This window comes from Kurthia sp. FSL E2-0154, from assembly GCF_038003625.1.
GTDB classification, from domain to species: Bacteria; Bacillota; Bacilli; order Bacillales_A; family Planococcaceae; genus Kurthia; species Kurthia gibsonii.
The window spans coordinates 300286-317666 of sequence record NZ_JBBOPO010000001.1 but is presented as its reverse complement, the minus strand read 5'-3'; the positions used below and the strand labels follow the sequence as shown (position 1 = coordinate 317666).

The window sequence follows — 17381 nt, the reverse complement described above, 5'->3', positions numbered from 1 at the left end:
CTATGTTTCAAGAATACCATAGCGAAGAATTTAGAATCAACCAGCGTTTAAATGACAGATGAGTATCCTTTCCGTTATAATGTGAAAGAGAAGTCTGCAATTAGAGGAGGACGAATATGGGAAAGAAAACAAAAGTAGCCATTGTAATCGCTGCGGCTAGTGCAGCAGCATGGGCTGGTTCAAAAGCACTTTCTAATCCACAAAAACGTGAAAACAAAACAGCACTCACATATGAGCATCCAATTATACTTGCTCACCGTGGTGGTTCGTTGCTAGCTCCAGAATGTACAATGGAAGCATTCGGAATAGCTTCGGGCCTAGGTGTACATGGCTTTGAAATTGATATCCGACTAACAAAAGATGAAGAAATTGTCGTATTCCATGATGAATACGTCGATCGTGTGAGTGAAGGTAGCGGACGTATTGCAGATATGACATTAGCAGAATTAAAAGAATTAAATTTTGGTTATCATTTTGCAGATTTAGACGGTTATTTAAAATACCGCGAAGACCCTGCACGTATTATTACATTACGTGAACTATTAGAACGCTATCCAAATAAGTTAATTAATATTGATATGAAGGATGCACCAAACACATACGAGGGAGGCTTAATGCCTTCTAAACTATGGCGTTTAATCGAAGAATTAGGTGCTGAAGATCAAGTTGTCATTACAAGTTTCCATGACGAACAAATTGATCGCTTTAATTTATACGCTCAAAACCGAGTAGCTTTAGGTGCTGGTGTTGGTGAAGTTCGTAAAGCTTATACTGCATTTACAAGTCAATTCGGTCATCTTTATAGTCCAAAAGTAGATGTATTCCAAATCCCTACAAAATATGGCGTATTACCATTAGATACACCTGGATTCATTCAATTTTTAAATAACTTGAATGTACCTGTTCATTATTGGACAATTAACGATGTAAATGAGATGAAACGTCTAATTGAAAGTGGCGCAAAAGGTATTGTGACAGACCGTCCAGACCTTGCTATGCAAGCTTTACTTGATATTGTAGAGTAAAAATAAAAAAGAGCTTTGGCATTTTCAAAATGCTAAAGCTCTTTTTGTATTTTTATGGCTTTGTTTCTTTTTTTATCAAATAAGGTAAAGAAGTATAGAGTTTTTATACAAATTTTTCACCTAAAGGAGTTGAAATAGATGAAAAAACTCGATATTGTTTCCGCAGTCATCTTCTTCGCAGCCGCTATTTTTTATTTTGTTTTTACATTCATTACTAAAGAAATGATACCTAGCACGTTAATGATTAATACGATGATTATCGTATCAATTATCGGATTAATTCTTGCCTTATTATCAAAAGGTCGATTAAAAACAATTAGTATTATCGGTAATTTACTTGTTTTATTATTAATCGGTGTCTTACCAATAATTATTATGAACACAAGATAGTTTGAATGATTCGCGCAATTTCTTTTGGTTTTTCAGCAATTATTTCATGGGATCCCTCGACTTCAATCTGTTGCAGTTGAGGGGTTTTTTGTTTTAACTTTTCGATTGCTGCAATTCGAATATTTGTTAATTCTTTTGGTTGCGTTACAGTGATTAAAAAAATAGGCACACAGAGGATTTTTTCATCATCCTCATAAAAAATTTCACTATAAGCAGCTGCTACTTCTGGCTGGATTCGTAATGACCCGCTCCCATCTTTCTCGATTTTATACCGCGCGCGAATCGATTCAGCAATTTCCTCAGTAAAGCGTCCGAGTTCTTTTTGTTCATCTAAAACAACTTGTTCAACAGAACTTACTCGAGATTGGTCGACGAACATTTTTGTTTGTTCAATGACTTCTTCAATAGATTGTCCAAAATCCTTTGGTGAAAAATAACCACCATCAATGAATATTAATTTTTCAACAAGATGTGGATATGTATAGGCAAAATCAATTAGAATGTGACAACTAATAGAATAGCCAATAAAACTAGTCGGCTCTTTCACATATTTCGTAAGCCATTCAATTAAGCTTTCCTTTGTAAAATATTCTAGAGTTGGCTGTTTTCCATGACCAGGTAAGTCAATGGCTGTTATGTTAAAAGACGCTAACTCATTTTGCACTTCTAAATACACTTCTTTTGTTCCGCCCAAACCATGCAATGCTATAATTGATTCCATTAATCCCCTTCTCCTTCTATAAAAAAATGCTGTACGCTTTTACACGTACAACATGTTTATTTTATGCTGAGCATGAACAGCCGCCACCTGTTCCACAACTTCCACCGCATCCCGTATCCGTTTGGAAAAATGGATTGCTTACTGGCACTTTTACAGCTTCTGAAATGGTCTTTCCTATAATGATACCTATTTCATCAAGTAAATCTTGAAACTCATTTTCGGCAACCTTTAAAGCTGAAATTGTTTCGTCCATATCTAATTCGCGCTTTTGTGTACGAATTAATTTCATAATTTGTGTATAATCTGGATGATATTTACCAAAACGCTGTACATCTTCATATAAATCTTTTGTTTTGTTAAATTCCGTAATTTTTTGAACTAGTGACGGGTTTGAGTACACAGCTTCTGTCGCGTCAACTAGTTGACGATGTACGTCTGAATTAAGGATTAAATCATTTAATTGATCGACTTCATCCAAAATCATGACCCATTCTGATGTCATTTTCATAAAAAGCCCCCGTTTCTTTACTATCATATCAAAAACAGGGCCAGTTGTATGTTATTTTGAGTCACTTTCTGGTTTTTGTTCAATAAAAATTTGCGCAAAATTATTTTCAAAAGAAGCCGTTCCCAAATGGTTATATGTTGCATTGAGTAAATCTTGGCGATGTTTTTCAGAATTTAAAATACCACTAATTGCATCTGCTGCATCAGCATAATCTTCCGCAATATTTTCAGCAGTTTCTTCAAAGTCTACATCATTTTCTTTTAATAAAGATTGCAAATCCGTATCAGGTGCGTCTGATTTCGCTAATCGTTCCATTACAAGTCCTTTTAGTTGTGTACTTGTCACTTCACTTAATTTCCCATCTTTTTCAAGAGCAGGTAAATCATTTATTTCACGATATACATTAGATAATTCAAATAACTGTTGCGCATTTTCTTGATTGATTTTTTCTTGTTCAAAAGAAGAAGGCTTTTTCGTTTCGATGACTTCGCCCACATAGGTCATGTCATATGGCTTCTGTTTAACAAGCGTCTCGCCATCAATATATCGAACTGCCATTAGTTTTTTCGTTGCAGAATCAAAATACAATTGAGCTAAAACACCATTATACATAATCAATAAACGTGATTGTAAATCTTCTTCGCTCAATACCATCGTATAGATATTTTGCTGAATTTTAATATTAACTTCCATATCTGTAATCGTTGTACGATATAATTCATCGAGTGTTTGTCCCATTTTAAATGGCGCAAAGTCGACTCTCGTACCTGTAACATAGACCTGGTTAATTTTATCCTTTTCTACCCCTACAAGCATATATTGATTTTCGTCGCCATATACCCACCATGTAAACCCATAAGCTGAAGGGCCTTTGCGAATTGGTTGCCCCATTTTCTTTTCAAATGTAGAAATATCTTTTCCAACATATGTAGACCAGCCTGTTTTAGGGCGTTGCTGTACATCTCCTGATAGCTGAGGCGCAGTTGTATTCGGCACTGTTTTTGTGGGACCTTTAAGAGGCTCGTTTTCTTTTACAGGTTGATCGAAGTAGAAAAATCCGATTAATAAAATGACAAATAGTACTAAAAATCGTAATAGTGCCTTCAACATTCTGTCTCCTTCTTTTTAAAATTCTTATTTATTATTATAACACTCTTTCATACATCTTATAAAATAGTAAAAGATCTTTTATAATCCATCTACTCGAATACGGTTTAACCTCTTATTTTAAAACACAAAGAAAAAACCGCGCTACCGCACGATTTTTTCTCACTTACATTCATTTTATATGTTGTTCAATTATTTCAATATGTAAACCAACATACTTAAGGATTAATAATCGCTTTGATTACAGACGTTGTTTCTCCACCTTTATAAAATACATAAAGTAATAAGTATACTGCTACACCTGTAATTGCTACAAAAAACCATATAACGGATGTGATTGGTGCAATTTTACGGTGACGTACAAGATTGTTCGTGTAACCTGCAATTAATGTCACGATTCCAAATACCGCTCCTGTTGTTGCTAAAATAATATGGAATACAAGGAATGTTGTGTAATATACTTTTAAATCTTCAGGTCCGCCAAATGCTGTGTTTCCAATAAATATCGTACGAGAAGCATAAATGATAAAGAATGTTAATGCAGAAATTGCTGCTGCTGTCATTGTCTTTTTATGCGCTTCAATTTTTCTATTCTTTACTTGAATCCAGCCGATTGCGATAAGCACTGCACTTAATACAATAAAAAATGTACTAATCGTTGGTAAAATAGGTAACATACGTTTTTGCTCCTTATATCAAATTTTAATCATCACAATGTTGTGATGTGCTGAATGTGCGACTTTTTTGATTCCATCGCATTGCAATTAGTATTATACCAAAAATAATGGTTTGTATAACTTGGATTAGCTTACTGCCTAATTGTTGATCTTGTTTTGGTGTCATATTTGTGAACAATGATGGTCCTGAAAAAGCGCTTAATTGATTCAGCGTATCAGCTGGAACGCATAAGGCCATTGCTTGCATCCACATTGCACCATCTGTATATGTCTTATACAAATCTACCGGACTAAAAAAGACGATGGACGCAACTAATGTCATCATAATATACATGAGTAGGAGCGGCTTCCAAACCAAGTTGAATCGTTTTCCTTTCATTGACCACATGAAAATAAAAGAACACATAAACAATAAAATCGTATAGATGCTCTCTGCTGTTTCATGTAGACGTAAGTAATCAAACACAATCGGAATTTGTCTACACACAAATAGAATACTCCACACCACACTCAAATAAATGGGCGAACATAATAAAGTTGATACAAAGGGTGTAGAACGAATATAGGCGAGTAAATAGTTCGGTATTCCTCTCACCACTAAAAAAGGAACGAGAACAAATAAAATCACTGTCTGAATAGTATAGGCTGTATAAATAAGATAGGTCATTATTTGAATAGGCGCACCTTTTACAGCATATAAAAATAGTAGTGCCAGAATGAAAGAGAAAGCTTCTGAAATACTTAAAGGCGTACTGTTTTTAAAATCTTTTCGCCACTTAATTGTCATCAGTAGATAAATACTGAGGATAAAAAGACAAACAATCATCATTCCTGGACTCCATAATTCGCGAAAACCAAATAGCGATAAAAACATCTTACACCTCCTATTCTTTCTACATGTTATTATACACAAAAAGGCACTTATAACATCTTATGTCATAAGCGCCTTTTTATTTTGTGTCTAAAGTGTGAACTGTAATTTAACATAAATTACTGTTCAATAACAGCGTTTTAAGGTGCAATTAGTCTTCCAATTCGATTAATAAGTCACCTGTCGAAATTGCTTCGCCTTCTTTAACGAAGATTTCTTTTACAATACCGTCACGCGGTGCTTGTACAGTTGTTTCCATCTTCATCGCTTCTGTGATTAATAAATGCTCACCACGACGTACGCGACTACCTGGTGATACAACTACTTTTAATGTTGTACCTGGCATTGTTGCACCAATTTGATTTGGATTTGATGGATTTGCTTTTGGTTTTTTCTCACCAGAAACTTCAACATTTAAATCTTGAACAACGATTTCACGTGGTTGTCCGTTTAATTCGAAGTAAATAACGCGTGTTCCATCATGTTGTGGTTCACCAATCGATACTAATTTAATAATTAGTGTTTTACCTTTTTCGATTGTTACTTCAATTTCTTCGCCTAGACGTAAACCATGTAAGAATGTAGGTGTATCTAATACAGACACATTGCCAAATTGATCATATGTTGTCATATATTGTTCAAATACTTTTGGATATAGCACATATGCAAGTACATCTTGATGTGTCATATCACGATTATATTTTTCATCTAATTCTTTTTTAATTGCATCAAAATCGACTGCTTCTAATAATTCGCCTGGACGTACTGTAATTGCTTCACGCTCTTTTAAAATCACCTTTTGTAATTCTTCAGGGAATCCACCTACTGGTTGACCTAAGTATCCTTGGAAGAATTCAATAACTGAATCTGGGAAGTCAATTGTTTGTCCTTTTTCAATTACATTTTCATCTGTTAAATCATTTTGTACCATGAATAATGCCATGTCGCCTACTACTTTTGAAGACGGTGTTACTTTTACAACATCACCGAATAGTAAGTTCACATCTGAGTACATCTTCTTCACTTCATCCCAACGATCACCAAGGCCTACACCTTTTGCTTGTTGTTGTAAGTTTGAATATTGTCCACCTGGCATTTCGTGCACATAAACTTCTGAATGCGGGCTGTTCATGCCACTTTCGAAATCCTTGTAGTATTTACGGATATCTTCCCAGTAGTACGATAATTTTTCGATTCCTTCAATATCAGCACGTACTTGACGTTTGCTACCCTTCATTGCATAGTATAACGAGTTCGCACTTGGTTGAGATGTTAAGCCTGCCATCGAACCGATTGCTGTATCGATAATATCTACACCTGCTTCAATCGCTTTCGCATATAAGTAAATACCGTTACCACTTGTATCATGCGTGTGTAAGTGAATTGGTAAATCTGTTGATTCTTTTAGCTCTGTAATCAATTGGTATGCTGCTTCTGGTTTTAATAAACCTGCCATATCTTTAATTGCGATGATATGTGCACCTGCTGATTCTAAATCTTTTGCTAATTGTTTGTAGTAATTTACTGTGTATTTTGTACGTGTATCATCTAAGATATCACCTGTATAACACATTGTTGCTTCTGCTACTTTACCGCTATCACGTACCGCATCAATTGCTGTTTGCATACCTGGTAACCAGTTTAAGCTATCGAATACGCGGAATACATCGATTCCTTCTTTAGCTGATTCTTTAATGAATTCACGAATGACGTTGTCTGGATAGTTTTTATATCCAACTGCATTCGCACCACGAAGTAACATTTGGAATAATACGTTTGGCATTTTTTCTCTTAATACACGTAATCTTTCCCATGGATTTTCTTTTAGGAAACGATAAGCTACATCAAATGTCGCGCCGCCCCACATTTCTAATGAGAAGAAGTTATGCATAATTTGTGCAGTGTAATCTGCAATTTCGTATAAGTCTTTTGAACGTACACGTGTTGCAAGTAATGATTGGTGTGCATCACGCATCGTCGTATCTGTTAATAACACATCATTTTGTTCTTTAATCCACTGAACTAAGCCTTCTGGACCTTTTTCGTCTAGAATTTGTTTTGTACCTGTTGGAATCTCATTTAATAGTTGAATTTTTGGCTTATGCGGTTGTGGTAGGATTGGTTTTTGACTATCTGCAATCCCCGGGAAACCGTTTACTGTAACATTGCCAATGTAACTCAATAACTTATTACCACGGTCACGCGCTGACTTATAGTTTAATAATTCTGGTGTTGTATCAATAAAGCTCGTATTGAAATCTCCATTGATAAAGTTTTCATGACGTACTACATTTTCAAGGAATGGAATATTCGTTTTTACACCACGAATACGGAACTCTTGTAAGTTACGATCCATTTTCTCTGCTGCTTCTTTAAATGTGTTACCCCACGTTGATAATTTTACAAGTAATGAATCATAATGTGGTGAGATGACTGCACCTTGGAAACCATTACCTGCATCTAAACGAACACCAAAACCGCCACTTGAACGATATACAGTTAATTTTCCTGTATCTGGCATAAAGTTATTTTGTGGATCTTCCGTTGTAATACGTGATTGAATTGCATAACCAAATAAAGGAATATCTTTTTGCGCTGGAATTTGTAATACATCGTCATGTAAATCATGACCATCTGCAATTAAAATTTGCGCATGTACAATATCAATTCCTGTTACCATCTCCGTAATCGTATGCTCTACTTGCACACGTGGATTTACTTCGATGAAGTAAAACTTGTCGCCCGATACTAAAAATTCTACTGTTCCTGCATTTAAGTAATCGACATTTTTCATTAACTTCACAGCTGCGTTACAAATATCCTGACGTAATTCATCTGATAATGAGTTTGAAGGCGCAATTTCAACTACTTTTTGATGACGACGTTGAATTGAACAATCACGCTCATATAAATGTACGATATTTCCGTTTTTATCACCTAGAATTTGAACTTCAATGTGTTTTGGACGGTCAACGTACTTCTCAACATATACTTCATCAGAACCGAATGCTGCTTTTGCTTCTGACTTAGCACGGTCATAGGCTTCTTGCGCTTCATCTGCACTATGTACAACACGCATACCACGACCGCCACCACCAAGTGCCGCTTTAATCATAATCGGATATTCATGCTTTTCACCAAAAGCAAGAACATCATTAATTGAATCCACAGGACCACCTGAACCTGGAATAACTGGAATATCAGCTAAAACAGCTTGTTCACGTGCTTTTACTTTGTCCCCAAACATATCAAGATGTTTTGAAGTTGGGCCAATGAAAATGATACCTTCTTCTTCACAACGTTTTGCAAATTCTAAGTTTTCAGATAAAAAACCGTAGCCTGGGTGAATCGCATCTACACCAGACTCTTTTGCAATGTCTAAAATTCCTTCGATATCTAAATAAGCATCAATTGGCTTTTTGCCGTCCCCAACAAGATAAGCTTCATCTGCTTTATAACGATGATATGAACCGCTATCCTCTCGAGAATAAATTGCGACTGTACGAATTTTCATTTCTGTACATGCGCGGAACACACGAATCGCGATTTCGCCACGATTCGCTACAAGAATTTTTTGAATTGCCATTAAAACACTACCCCCTATAAAGTCTTCTATCTTTTGTTTTGGTCTCTTTTAACGTACATCGTAATGTTCATTAAAATACCGAGTGCGAAAGAAAGGATCACGAGAGAGGTACCTCCATAACTAATGAATGGAAGTGTGACACCTGTTAACGGGATAATGCCCGATAAACCACCTATATTCAAAAATGTTTGGAAGCCAATCCAAGAACCAATCCCTACCGCCATCATACGGATCATTGGATCTTTCGCTCTTAAAGCTGTGACAAAAGCTCGCATAACGATAAAGCCCAATCCCCCAACTACTATAAGTAAACCAAGAGTCCCCAACTCTTCAATAATAATTGCTAGAATGAAATCTGTGTGTGGTTCGGGTATATACCCTAATTTTTGAACAGACTCACCCAACCCTGAACCTGAAACTCCTCCAAGCGCAATCGCATAATAACCATTGATTATTTGCAGTCCTTCTTCTTTCACAAAAGCATAAGGATCCCATGTCGCTTGAATACGATTCGCCATCTTTTCAGTTAATATTTTACTAAGTAGCTTATCTCTATATATATACACAATTGATAATAAAAGTACAATTCCAATCCAGAATACCTTATTTGTTTTTTTGAATATACGTTTAAAAGACATGCCACTAGCTAAGATAATTGTTGACATAATCGCTGTAATTAAAGCAATTGCGCCATTATCTGGTTCTTTATACAAAAAGATTAAGGGTATAATTATAATTATACTTATAGGTATTAAAGATTCCTTTATCGAATCTATTGTACCATTAGAATACTTCTTGGCAAGTACCGCTGAGACATAAATTATCAATGAAATTTTCAACAATTCAGACGGTTGAAAATTAAATCCTCCAATACGTAACCAAGACTGTGCACCTGACCCTGGTGGGCTATAACCTGCTACTAACACCAATGTTAATAAAGCGATATTTACAACTGCTATTAATTTCAACATCCACTTTTCACGATAACGTTTGTATGGAATCAACATTCCAAGAACGAAAGCGCCAAAACCAACGATAACAGCAAGTAGTTGTTTCTTATAAAAATTGTCTGCTGGTGCGTTATAACGATTAACTGATACCATAGCACTTGCGCTATATACCATCACAACCCCGAATACGCAGAGTAAAAAATATGTAACAAATAGCAAGTAGTCGAACTCTTTTAAAAATTTCTTCAATTTATTACTCCTAACTACAAAAAAACTCAAACATCGGTAGGTGTTTGAGTTTTTTTATCATTTTTTCGTGAATGCATCGTGCAATGCTGATAATTCTTTCTCAAGGGAATCTAAAATTTCACGACCTTTATCGCGATTTAATAGGCCTAGCTTAACAGCAAAATCGATTTCACGTGAAAGACCAAACATTTGTGTATCTAAAACTTCTTCATACAATGGACATTGTGGCATTGTTAAGTTTTCCATTTGCACTCTAATTAATTGAGCAATTTTGTCAGCATCAGCAAATAGGAGTTCCAATGCCTTTTCCTGATACGAATTTTGAGATGTAGTATCCATGAGGACGCCCCCATTACCTGATATTTCTTGAGTTCTATCATTCTAAATTTTAGCTTTTCATATAGAAAAATGCAAGTATCTATACGTCATTCTTCTAACTTAAGTCATTTTGTTTTCTCAAATGTCTTAAAAGACGTTATACTATAGGAGTGAAACATCTATATCTAGGAGGAATGAATGATGGATTCTATTATTCAAATTAAAGGTGCTGTTAACTTTAACATCACACTCGATCCAACAATCTGGATCTTTGATGACCGTAAAGTAGACTTAGATACATACTTTACGTCAGACAAAGTGGCAGTCGATCAAGATGAAGTGTATCTAGAAGATGCAGGAAAATTCTGGTCTCGTGAAATCATGGAAGGTGCTGCTTACCCACCAACTTTAGAAACAGAAAAGAAATTTGATCGCCAAAAGATGCAGACTGGTACATTTGGTATGGTTTTAGAACCTTTCATCAACAACGCATCTCCAGCACCAGAAGCAACACAAGTAACATTTATCGATCGTGAGAATAACGAATATACGTACTCAATGGAAGAAGCAAAAACACTTTTATTCCAATTCAGTGTTGAAGGTAAAATGTTAACTGATGGTGGTCCTGTGTATTTATTACATGCAGATGGTTCAAATTACAAAAATCCAATTAAAAATATTGTAGGTATTAAAATTAGCTAGGAGGACCTCCTCATGAAAGTAAAATGCGTAATTTGTGAAACAGTCAATGATATTCCAGACTTTTCACCATTAGCTAAACGTCTTCGAAACCGTCCGATTCATACATATATGTGTGATTCATGTGATGAGCGAATCGCAACGAAAACATATGCGCGCTTAGCAACAGGTGAGTTTCGTTTTTTCAAAGGTCATACAACAGAAGATGAAGAATTTTAATACGACGCTTTTATTTATTGTAAAAGGAGAATGGGTTTTTCCATTCTCCTTTTTGTATACAAAAAGAGGCCACATTTACATGTGACTTCTTTTTTTACATTATCTATTATTGTTCAGCACTACGTGATTTTTTTGCTGCTTTTTCACGTTCGTTTTTGTTTAAGATTTGTTTACGTAAACGAATTGACTCAGGTGTTACTTCTAAGTACTCATCTTCATCTAAGAATTCTAATGCTTCTTCAAGCGTTAAAATTTTAGGTGCTTTGATTACGTTTGTTTGGTCTTTGTTTGCTGAACGTACGTTTGTTTTAGCTTTCATTTTTGTGATGTTTACAGTAATGTCTGCATCACGGTTGTTTTGACCAACAACCATACCTTCGTAAATTTCAACACCTGGTTCTAAGAATAGAACACCACGGTCTTCAATTTGCATCATACCGTAAGTAGTTGCTTTACCTGTTTCCATAGAAACTAAAGCACCGTTACGACGACCACCTACACGACCTGATACTGCTGGTTTGTAAGAATCGAATGTGTGGTTAATAATACCGAAACCTTTTGTTAATGACATGAATTCAGTAGTGTAACCGATTAAGCCACGTGCTGGAACCATGAAAATTAAACGGATTTGACCAGTACCATCATTGATCATATCAACCATTTCACCTTTACGTTCATTTAATGATTCGATGATTGAACCTAAAGATTCTTCAGGAACGTCGATTTGAACACGTTCTACTGGCTCACATTTAACACCATCGATTTCGCGGATGATTACTTTTGGTTTTGATACTTGTAACTCATAGCCTTCACGACGCATGTTTTCAACTAAGATTGATAAGTGCAGCTCACCACGACCAGATACAGTCCATGCATCTGGAGAATCTGTTGGATCTACACGTAATGATACGTCAGTTTGTAATTGTGCAAGTAAGCGTTCTTCAATTTTACGAGAAGTTACCCATTTACCTTCGCGACCTGCGAAAGGTGAGTTGTTTACTAAGAATGTCATTTGTAATGTTGGTTCATCGATACGCATTGGTGGTAGTGGATCGATGTTATCTTGTGGACAAACTGTCTCACCAACATTGATTTCTTCCATACCAGAAACAGCGATTAAGTCGCCTGAGTATGCTTCTTGAATTTCTTCACGTTTTAAACCGAAGAAACCGAAGATTTTTGTTACACGGAAGTTTTTCACAGTACCATCTAATTTAGAAAGTGCTACTGATTGGCCTACGTGGATTTTACCGCGGAATACACGTCCAATACCGATACGACCTAAGAAGTCATTATAGTCAAGTAATGCTACTTGGAATTGTAATGGCTCATCGCGTGTATCTGCTGGTGCTGGAATATGTTCGATAATTTTTTCGAATAAACATTTCATGTTTTCTTCTTGTTTTGATGGGTCTGGGTCTAATGAAGCTGTACCGTTTACACCTGAAGCATATACAACAGGGAAATCAAGTTGTTCTTCATCTGCACCAAGTTCGATTAATAAGTCTAATACTTCATCTACAACTTCTTCAGGACGTGCTGAATCTTTGTCGACTTTGTTCACGACTACGATTGGTGTTAAACCTTGTTCTAAAGCTTTTTTCAGTACGAAACGAGTTTGTGGCATACAACCTTCGTATGCATCGACAACTAATAATACACCGTCGACCATTTTTAAAATACGTTCTACTTCTCCACCAAAATCGGCGTGTCCAGGTGTATCTAAAATGTTGATGCGTGTACCTTCGTAATTTACTGCTGTATTTTTCGCTAAAATCGTGATACCACGTTCGCGTTCAATATCGTTAGAGTCCATTGCGCGTTCTTCAACTTGTTCGTTTGAACGGAATGTACCTGATTGTTTTAATAATTGGTCAACCAATGTTGTTTTACCATGGTCAACGTGGGCAATAATTGCAATGTTTCTTAAATCTTCACGTAAGTTCGTCATTGTTCCACTCCACTTTTCTTATTTCGAGTCCATAACTGTGTTATTATAGCACAATTTTCTTCAAAAAGATATTTTTTTCGTACTCGATGTTCTTTTTCAAAAATTGGCAAGTAAAAACCCTTGCGAAAAAATGCGTTTCGCATGACAATAGAGGATGTAAAACCACTAATGGAGGTTTCGATTGATTATGAATATAGCAAAAGTTGTTATGGCAATCATGGCTTTAGCTGGCATTTTAGCAATGTGCTCAATTGGCTATGCAATTGCAGTTGGTAATGTTTTAGGGATTTTAGGTGGAATTGTATTAGTCATCGCCGTTTTTGGATACGCGTTCACAATGAAGCGTAAATTCCGCGAGCGAGGACTTCTCTAATCCTTCGATAAAAAGATTGCTCATTCTTCGGAATGGGTAATTTTTTTATCGTAAAATCCACTAAAAACACTTTTTTCACTTTATTCATCATCTCTTGCACAAAATTCATAGTATCACTGATTGTCTTTGAAACACAATATTTTTATTTGCAAATAATCGAAGAATTTGTCTCAAAAAGAAAAAAGAAGAATTCACAATTGTGTAAATTCCTCTCCTAATCTTAGATTAATTCAATATATTCGCTAATTAATTGTTCATGAATCGAAGGATTGGCAATAATAAATGTATCTTGTGCTAATAAATTCATCGGTTCTCCTTTTAGCGTTGTACATTTCGCTCCAACCTCGTGTGCAATAACAGCTCCAGCTGCAATGTCCCATGGAGATAGGCGCATCGACATATACGACTCCAAGCGACCTGTTGCAACATACATCATTTCAATCGTCGCAGAACCATATGAGCGTGTACCACGAACAGTATGAATTAATTTTGCGATTTTCTCGGTATTTAAACGATTATTTTTCGCTACCCAAGAAGCATTAATACCGATAATTGCTTTATTTAATTCAATTGGTTCAAGTGGCTGAATACGTTTTTCATTTACATAAGCACCTTGTCCCGCAATTGCATAATATAGTTCATCACGCACTACATCATAAATGTAGCCTAACTTCCCTATACCATCTTCATAAATCGCAATTGAAATTGTAAAGTTGCGTTGTTGGCGAATAAAATTCATCGTCCCATCTATTGGATCTACAATCCATACGACACCTTTTAAATCAGCAAACTGTTCTTCACTCATACCTTCTTCACCAAAAATTCGATGTGACGCGTCGTATGCTTGGATTTTTTCTACAATAAATTGTTCTGTTTCTTTATCTATATTCGTTACAAGATCATTAGCGTTCGCTTTCGTTTCAATTTCCATTTTCTCTGTAAAAGATTGACGAATACGCGTAGCTGCTTCTTGTATCATCTCCATCGTGTATTCATGTATTGAAATTACATCCACATTTTATTCCCCCATTCCCCATTATCTACTTATTTGTACTAGTATAACAAATATCACAAAAAAACACTTGCTACTCGTATGGATTAGCAAGTGTTTCTTCAAAGTTTTTTTAAATCCTTATGAGAATACATGGAATGCCTCCAGTTCCATATGGATTTCTTTTAGTCTGCGTTTACTAGCTTCAATTTGTTGCTCGTCATTTGTATTTAAAGCATCATATAATGTCGCTAATTCGTAGTCTAATTCTAGCTGCAATCCTTTAATGTATTGCTTCTCAAATTCAACTTTTTGAAGGATATGGACAACCTGTTTCATTCCAATCAACTCCTCTAAAAGGTATTTAGATGAATGAACTTTGCTATGTTATGATTAGCTTATCATTTCATCTATGTTAAAAGATTTTTTCCCTTATATCGAAATGAATAAACCTAATAATCATTATTTGGAGGATGTAAATTATGACTAACTTAACATGGGCCAATCAAGATTTTGATGTTTTTACAATTGATGGATTAGAACCACGTATGGATGCTTTAAAAGAGCGAATCCGTCCTAAATTTGAAGAACTTGGTGCGATTTTCTCGAATTATTTCACAACACAATTAGGTGAAGAATTTTTCCCACATGTTGCTAAACATGCACGTCGAAAAACAAACCCGCCAAATGATAGTTGGGTTGCTTTTGCTCCTTATAAACGCGGCTATAAAGCGATGCCACATTTTCAAATTGGCTTATTCGAATCACATTTATTTATTAACTTAGCAGTTATTTATGAAGCACCGAATAAGATTGCGATTGCTAATCATTTGTTAAAGCATGAAGATTTAATTACTGCATTACCTTCTTCTTTCTATATTTCTGGTGATCATATGTCACCGAAAACAGATGAAATTTCAGTTGAATCAGCTGAAAAAATTTTAACGCGCTTTCGTGATGTGAAAAAAGGTGAAGTATTAATCGGCGTCAAAGTATTGCGTGATGATGCGATTCAATTGTCTGAAAAAGAATTGTTAGCATTAATTGAACAAACATTTGAAACATTACTTCCTATTTATCGTGCAATGGTTAGTGTACCAAAATAAACAAGACTGGAATAAAACATATTATCTCCCTTTTTTAGGGCTCTAAACGAAAAACTGGAACCGTGCCACAGCGCGATTCCAGTTTTTCTTATGCTCATGTGGGATGTGTTTTTTGCACTTATGTCCCAGCTTCTGTTTATTTTTTTCTTCGTTCATTTTTACTTGCTTTAATGACCTCACCATTCGCTGCTTTCTTCGCACCACGAATAACAGGGAAGCTTGCATAACCACTTACTTCTTCAAACTCTTTAAAGTATGTCTTTTCTTCTGATTTCGCTGGAACAATCTCATTAAAGCGACGATACGTTGTCAGTACATCTTCTCGCTTCACGCCTGTTTCATAAGCTTTTTCAATCATTTGAAAAAATGCAATGACATCGACAATTTCAGTTGTTGACCAATCGGGTGAGAACGGGTATGAATAATCCATTTTTATAACCTGCCTTTATTAGTTGCTGCTCTTATTCTAATGAATGATTGATATCGTTGCAAACATTCTAGAAAAATAAATAAATGACAACTGGGCAAAGGAATGACCCTAAAATCGCACTCAATGTCATCGCTACTGAACCGATAGACAGAGTTAGCTCACCGTATTCAGTTAACTTACTCACACCAATACCATGTGCGGCACTTCCCATCGCTACACCCTTGCTAACAGGTGTATCAATTTTTAATAATCGATAAATTCCTGGCCCTCCAATTGCACCTGTAATACCTGCGATAATAACGAATAGTACGGTCATCTGAGGAATTCCGCCAATCGCGTCACTAATTTGGATGGCAACCGGTGATGTAATCGACTTTGGTAAAAATGAACGTAACATTTGCTCATCTAACTGAAAGAGTAACCCTAAAACGACGACACTAACCATACCCGCAAACATCGCGACGACGACACTGGATAGAATGGTCTTTTTAAAACGCATAATGACATCCCACTGCATATATAAAGGATAAGCCATACCTACAACAGCTGGTCCTAAGAAGAAATTAATCACACGTCCACCTTGCATATATGTATCATATGGAATTTTAGCAAAGATTAAAATAAGTAAGAGAACGATTGTTGATGTTAGGATTGGAAATAAAAAAGAGATTCCTGTTCTCTTGTATAGCCACGTCATAAAGAAGAAAATGACAATTGTTAAAAGCATATAACTAATCGTTTGGAGCATAGACTTCTACCTCCTCTTTCTGTCGTTCTGTTTGCTCTAGCTTTTGTGCGAATTTTGCAGTCACCCCTAAAGAAAAAATTGTACTAATGATTGTAATAATTAAAAGTGAGACGCCTAACCATGATAATAATTCCGGATAATTCACGACACCTACAGTAGCTGGAATAAAGAGTAGCGTTAAAATCGGCAGTAAAAAGCCAGTTCCGTCTGCTACATATTCTTTCTTTACAATCTTCATATGAAGTAATAGTAATAAAATAATTAAACCTATGATACTGCCCGGAAGTGGTACATGTAAAAATTCGACAATGATGCCACCAAGTAAGGACAATACATAAAGAAAAGCAATTTGAAGTGTTATGTTTAATAGCTTCACTAGTTTTCGCATCCCCGTTTCCCCCTTGTTGTTTTTTACATTGTAACGCTTTTTAGATAATTCTGTCTATTTAAAGAAAACAATTT

Annotated in this window: 20 protein-coding genes; 6 read left to right on the top strand and 14 right to left on the bottom strand. The window is 35.6% G+C overall.

Annotation, left to right across the window (positions count from 1 at the left end; all coding sequences use genetic code 11):
* The first annotated feature begins 116 nt into the window (after nt 1–116).
* Nucleotides 117–1025: a glycerophosphodiester phosphodiesterase gene (locus MHB75_RS01470; protein ID WP_340995461.1), complete on the top strand. Its 909-nt coding sequence runs from the start codon at nt 117–119 to the stop codon at nt 1023–1025.
* A 138-nt stretch (nt 1026–1163) separates the two neighbouring features.
* The gene (locus MHB75_RS01465; protein WP_141272688.1) at nt 1164–1415 is read left to right on the top strand and encodes a hypothetical protein; all 252 of its coding nucleotides are present in this window, start codon (nt 1164–1166) and stop codon (nt 1413–1415) included.
* Here the strand turns inward: MHB75_RS01465 and MHB75_RS01460 are convergent.
* The 8 genes from MHB75_RS01460 to MHB75_RS01425 form a co-directional block, all read right to left on the bottom strand.
* On the bottom strand, nt 1399–2136 hold the full coding sequence (locus tag MHB75_RS01460) for an alpha/beta hydrolase (RefSeq protein WP_340995458.1): 738 nt from the start codon (nt 2134–2136) through the stop codon (nt 1399–1401). The two genes, MHB75_RS01465 and MHB75_RS01460, sit on opposite strands and share 17 nt — an antisense overlap.
* A 61-nt stretch (nt 2137–2197) precedes the next feature.
* Nucleotides 2198–2644, bottom strand: coding sequence for a YlbF family regulator (locus MHB75_RS01455; RefSeq protein WP_068455141.1), 447 nt, complete (start codon nt 2642–2644; stop codon nt 2198–2200).
* A gap of 51 nt (nt 2645–2695) precedes the next feature.
* On the bottom strand, nt 2696–3754 hold the full coding sequence (locus MHB75_RS01450) for a CAP domain-containing protein (RefSeq protein WP_255314700.1): 1059 nt from the start codon (nt 3752–3754) through the stop codon (nt 2696–2698).
* Nucleotides 3755–3969: 215 nt separating this feature from the next.
* Nucleotides 3970–4428, bottom strand: coding sequence for a DUF420 domain-containing protein (locus MHB75_RS01445; protein ID WP_141272684.1), 459 nt, complete (start codon nt 4426–4428; stop codon nt 3970–3972).
* 25 nt (nt 4429–4453) lie between these two features.
* A complete protein-coding gene (locus MHB75_RS01440; RefSeq protein WP_340995452.1) occupies nt 4454–5302 on the bottom strand; it encodes a cytochrome c oxidase assembly protein in 849 nt (282 codons plus the stop codon).
* Nucleotides 5303–5450: 148 nt separating this feature from the next.
* Nucleotides 5451–8885 carry a pyruvate carboxylase gene (gene pyc / locus MHB75_RS01435; RefSeq protein WP_141272680.1) on the bottom strand — a complete coding sequence of 1145 codons (3435 nt, stop codon included), beginning with the start codon at nt 8883–8885 and terminating at the stop codon, nt 5451–5453.
* Between the two features lie 26 nt (nt 8886–8911).
* Entirely contained in the window at nt 8912–10054 is a 1143-nt protein-coding gene (locus MHB75_RS01430) for an FtsW/RodA/SpoVE family cell cycle protein (protein WP_231726953.1), read from the bottom strand.
* Nucleotides 10055–10141: 87 nt separating this feature from the next.
* Nucleotides 10142–10423: a YlaN family protein gene (locus tag MHB75_RS01425; RefSeq protein WP_068455160.1), complete on the bottom strand. Its 282-nt coding sequence runs from the start codon at nt 10421–10423 to the stop codon at nt 10142–10144.
* Between the two features lie 180 nt (nt 10424–10603).
* On the opposite strand from MHB75_RS01425, the gene MHB75_RS01420 reads away from it, so the two are divergent.
* Both MHB75_RS01420 and MHB75_RS01415 read left to right on the top strand, forming a co-directional pair.
* The gene (locus MHB75_RS01420; RefSeq protein ID WP_174795783.1) at nt 10604–11104 is read left to right on the top strand and encodes a peptidyl-prolyl cis-trans isomerase; all 501 of its coding nucleotides are present in this window, start codon (nt 10604–10606) and stop codon (nt 11102–11104) included.
* A 12-nt stretch (nt 11105–11116) separates the two neighbouring features.
* A complete protein-coding gene (locus MHB75_RS01415) occupies nt 11117–11320 on the top strand; it encodes a YlaI family protein (protein ID WP_141272678.1) in 204 nt (67 codons plus the stop codon).
* Between the two features lie 106 nt (nt 11321–11426).
* On the opposite strand, the gene typA is transcribed toward MHB75_RS01415, so the two are convergent.
* Nucleotides 11427–13271 carry a translational GTPase TypA gene (gene typA / locus MHB75_RS01410; RefSeq protein WP_068455171.1) on the bottom strand — a complete coding sequence of 615 codons (1845 nt, stop codon included), beginning with the start codon at nt 13269–13271 and terminating at the stop codon, nt 11427–11429.
* Between the two features lie 187 nt (nt 13272–13458).
* On the opposite strand from typA, the gene MHB75_RS01405 reads away from it, so the two are divergent.
* Entirely contained in the window at nt 13459–13644 is a 186-nt protein-coding gene (locus tag MHB75_RS01405) for a DUF5325 family protein (RefSeq protein ID WP_068457524.1), read from the top strand.
* 220 nt (nt 13645–13864) lie between these two features.
* Here MHB75_RS01405 and MHB75_RS01400 read toward each other — a convergent pair whose 3' ends face one another.
* Nucleotides 13865–14659: an inositol monophosphatase family protein gene (locus MHB75_RS01400; protein ID WP_340995442.1), complete on the bottom strand. Its 795-nt coding sequence runs from the start codon at nt 14657–14659 to the stop codon at nt 13865–13867.
* Nucleotides 14660–14776: 117 nt separating this feature from the next.
* On the bottom strand, nt 14777–14974 hold the full coding sequence (locus MHB75_RS01395; RefSeq protein WP_068455177.1) for a hypothetical protein: 198 nt from the start codon (nt 14972–14974) through the stop codon (nt 14777–14779).
* Nucleotides 14975–15117: 143 nt separating this feature from the next.
* On the opposite strand from MHB75_RS01395, the gene MHB75_RS01390 reads away from it, so the two are divergent.
* Nucleotides 15118–15741, top strand: coding sequence for a YktB family protein (locus tag MHB75_RS01390; protein ID WP_141272673.1), 624 nt, complete (start codon nt 15118–15120; stop codon nt 15739–15741).
* Between the two features lie 136 nt (nt 15742–15877).
* Here MHB75_RS01390 and MHB75_RS01385 read toward each other — a convergent pair whose 3' ends face one another.
* From MHB75_RS01385 to MHB75_RS01375, 3 genes are all read right to left on the bottom strand, one after another.
* Complete coding sequence (locus MHB75_RS01385) at nt 15878–16171, bottom strand: UPF0223 family protein (protein ID WP_340995438.1); 294 nt, start codon at nt 16169–16171, stop codon at nt 15878–15880.
* Nucleotides 16172–16238: 67 nt separating this feature from the next.
* Nucleotides 16239–16919 carry an LrgB family protein gene (locus tag MHB75_RS01380; protein ID WP_340995436.1) on the bottom strand — a complete coding sequence of 227 codons (681 nt, stop codon included), beginning with the start codon at nt 16917–16919 and terminating at the stop codon, nt 16239–16241.
* Nucleotides 16903–17307 carry a CidA/LrgA family protein gene (locus MHB75_RS01375; RefSeq protein ID WP_340995434.1) on the bottom strand — a complete coding sequence of 135 codons (405 nt, stop codon included), beginning with the start codon at nt 17305–17307 and terminating at the stop codon, nt 16903–16905. Before MHB75_RS01375 ends, MHB75_RS01380 begins: the two co-directional genes overlap by 17 nt.
* Between the last annotated feature and the right edge of the window lie 74 nt (nt 17308–17381).

Bases quoted from the DNA above. Each gene is read 5' to 3' on its own strand.
- MHB75_RS01470 (WP_340995461.1), top strand. From the start codon at position 117: ATGGGAAAGAAAACAAAAGTAGCCATTGTAATCGCTGCGGCTAGTGCA.
- MHB75_RS01465 (WP_141272688.1), top strand. From the start codon at position 1,164: ATGAAAAAACTCGATATTGTTTCCGCAGTCATCTTCTTCGCAGCCGCT.
- MHB75_RS01460 (WP_340995458.1), bottom strand. From the start codon at position 2,136: ATGGAATCAATTATAGCATTGCATGGTTTGGGCGGAACAAAAGAAGTG.
- MHB75_RS01455 (WP_068455141.1), bottom strand. From the start codon at position 2,644: ATGAAAATGACATCAGAATGGGTCATGATTTTGGATGAAGTCGATCAA.
- MHB75_RS01450 (WP_255314700.1), bottom strand. From the start codon at position 3,754: ATGTTGAAGGCACTATTACGATTTTTAGTACTATTTGTCATTTTATTA.
- MHB75_RS01445 (WP_141272684.1), bottom strand. From the start codon at position 4,428: ATGTTACCTATTTTACCAACGATTAGTACATTTTTTATTGTATTAAGT.
- MHB75_RS01440 (WP_340995452.1), bottom strand. From the start codon at position 5,302: ATGTTTTTATCGCTATTTGGTTTTCGCGAATTATGGAGTCCAGGAATG.
- pyc (WP_141272680.1), bottom strand. From the start codon at position 8,885: ATGGCAATTCAAAAAATTCTTGTAGCGAATCGTGGCGAAATCGCGATT.
- MHB75_RS01425 (WP_068455160.1), bottom strand. From the start codon at position 10,423: ATGGATACTACATCTCAAAATTCGTATCAGGAAAAGGCATTGGAACTC.
- MHB75_RS01420 (WP_174795783.1), top strand. From the start codon at position 10,604: ATGGATTCTATTATTCAAATTAAAGGTGCTGTTAACTTTAACATCACA.
- MHB75_RS01415 (WP_141272678.1), top strand. From the start codon at position 11,117: ATGAAAGTAAAATGCGTAATTTGTGAAACAGTCAATGATATTCCAGAC.
- typA (WP_068455171.1), bottom strand. From the start codon at position 13,271: ATGACGAACTTACGTGAAGATTTAAGAAACATTGCAATTATTGCCCAC.
- MHB75_RS01405 (WP_068457524.1), top strand. From the start codon at position 13,459: ATGAATATAGCAAAAGTTGTTATGGCAATCATGGCTTTAGCTGGCATT.
- MHB75_RS01395 (WP_068455177.1), bottom strand. From the start codon at position 14,974: ATGAAACAGGTTGTCCATATCCTTCAAAAAGTTGAATTTGAGAAGCAA.
- MHB75_RS01390 (WP_141272673.1), top strand. From the start codon at position 15,118: ATGACTAACTTAACATGGGCCAATCAAGATTTTGATGTTTTTACAATT.
- MHB75_RS01385 (WP_340995438.1), bottom strand. From the start codon at position 16,171: ATGGATTATTCATACCCGTTCTCACCCGATTGGTCAACAACTGAAATT.
- MHB75_RS01380 (WP_340995436.1), bottom strand. From the start codon at position 16,919: ATGCTCCAAACGATTAGTTATATGCTTTTAACAATTGTCATTTTCTTC.
- MHB75_RS01375 (WP_340995434.1), bottom strand. From the start codon at position 17,307: ATGCGAAAACTAGTGAAGCTATTAAACATAACACTTCAAATTGCTTTT.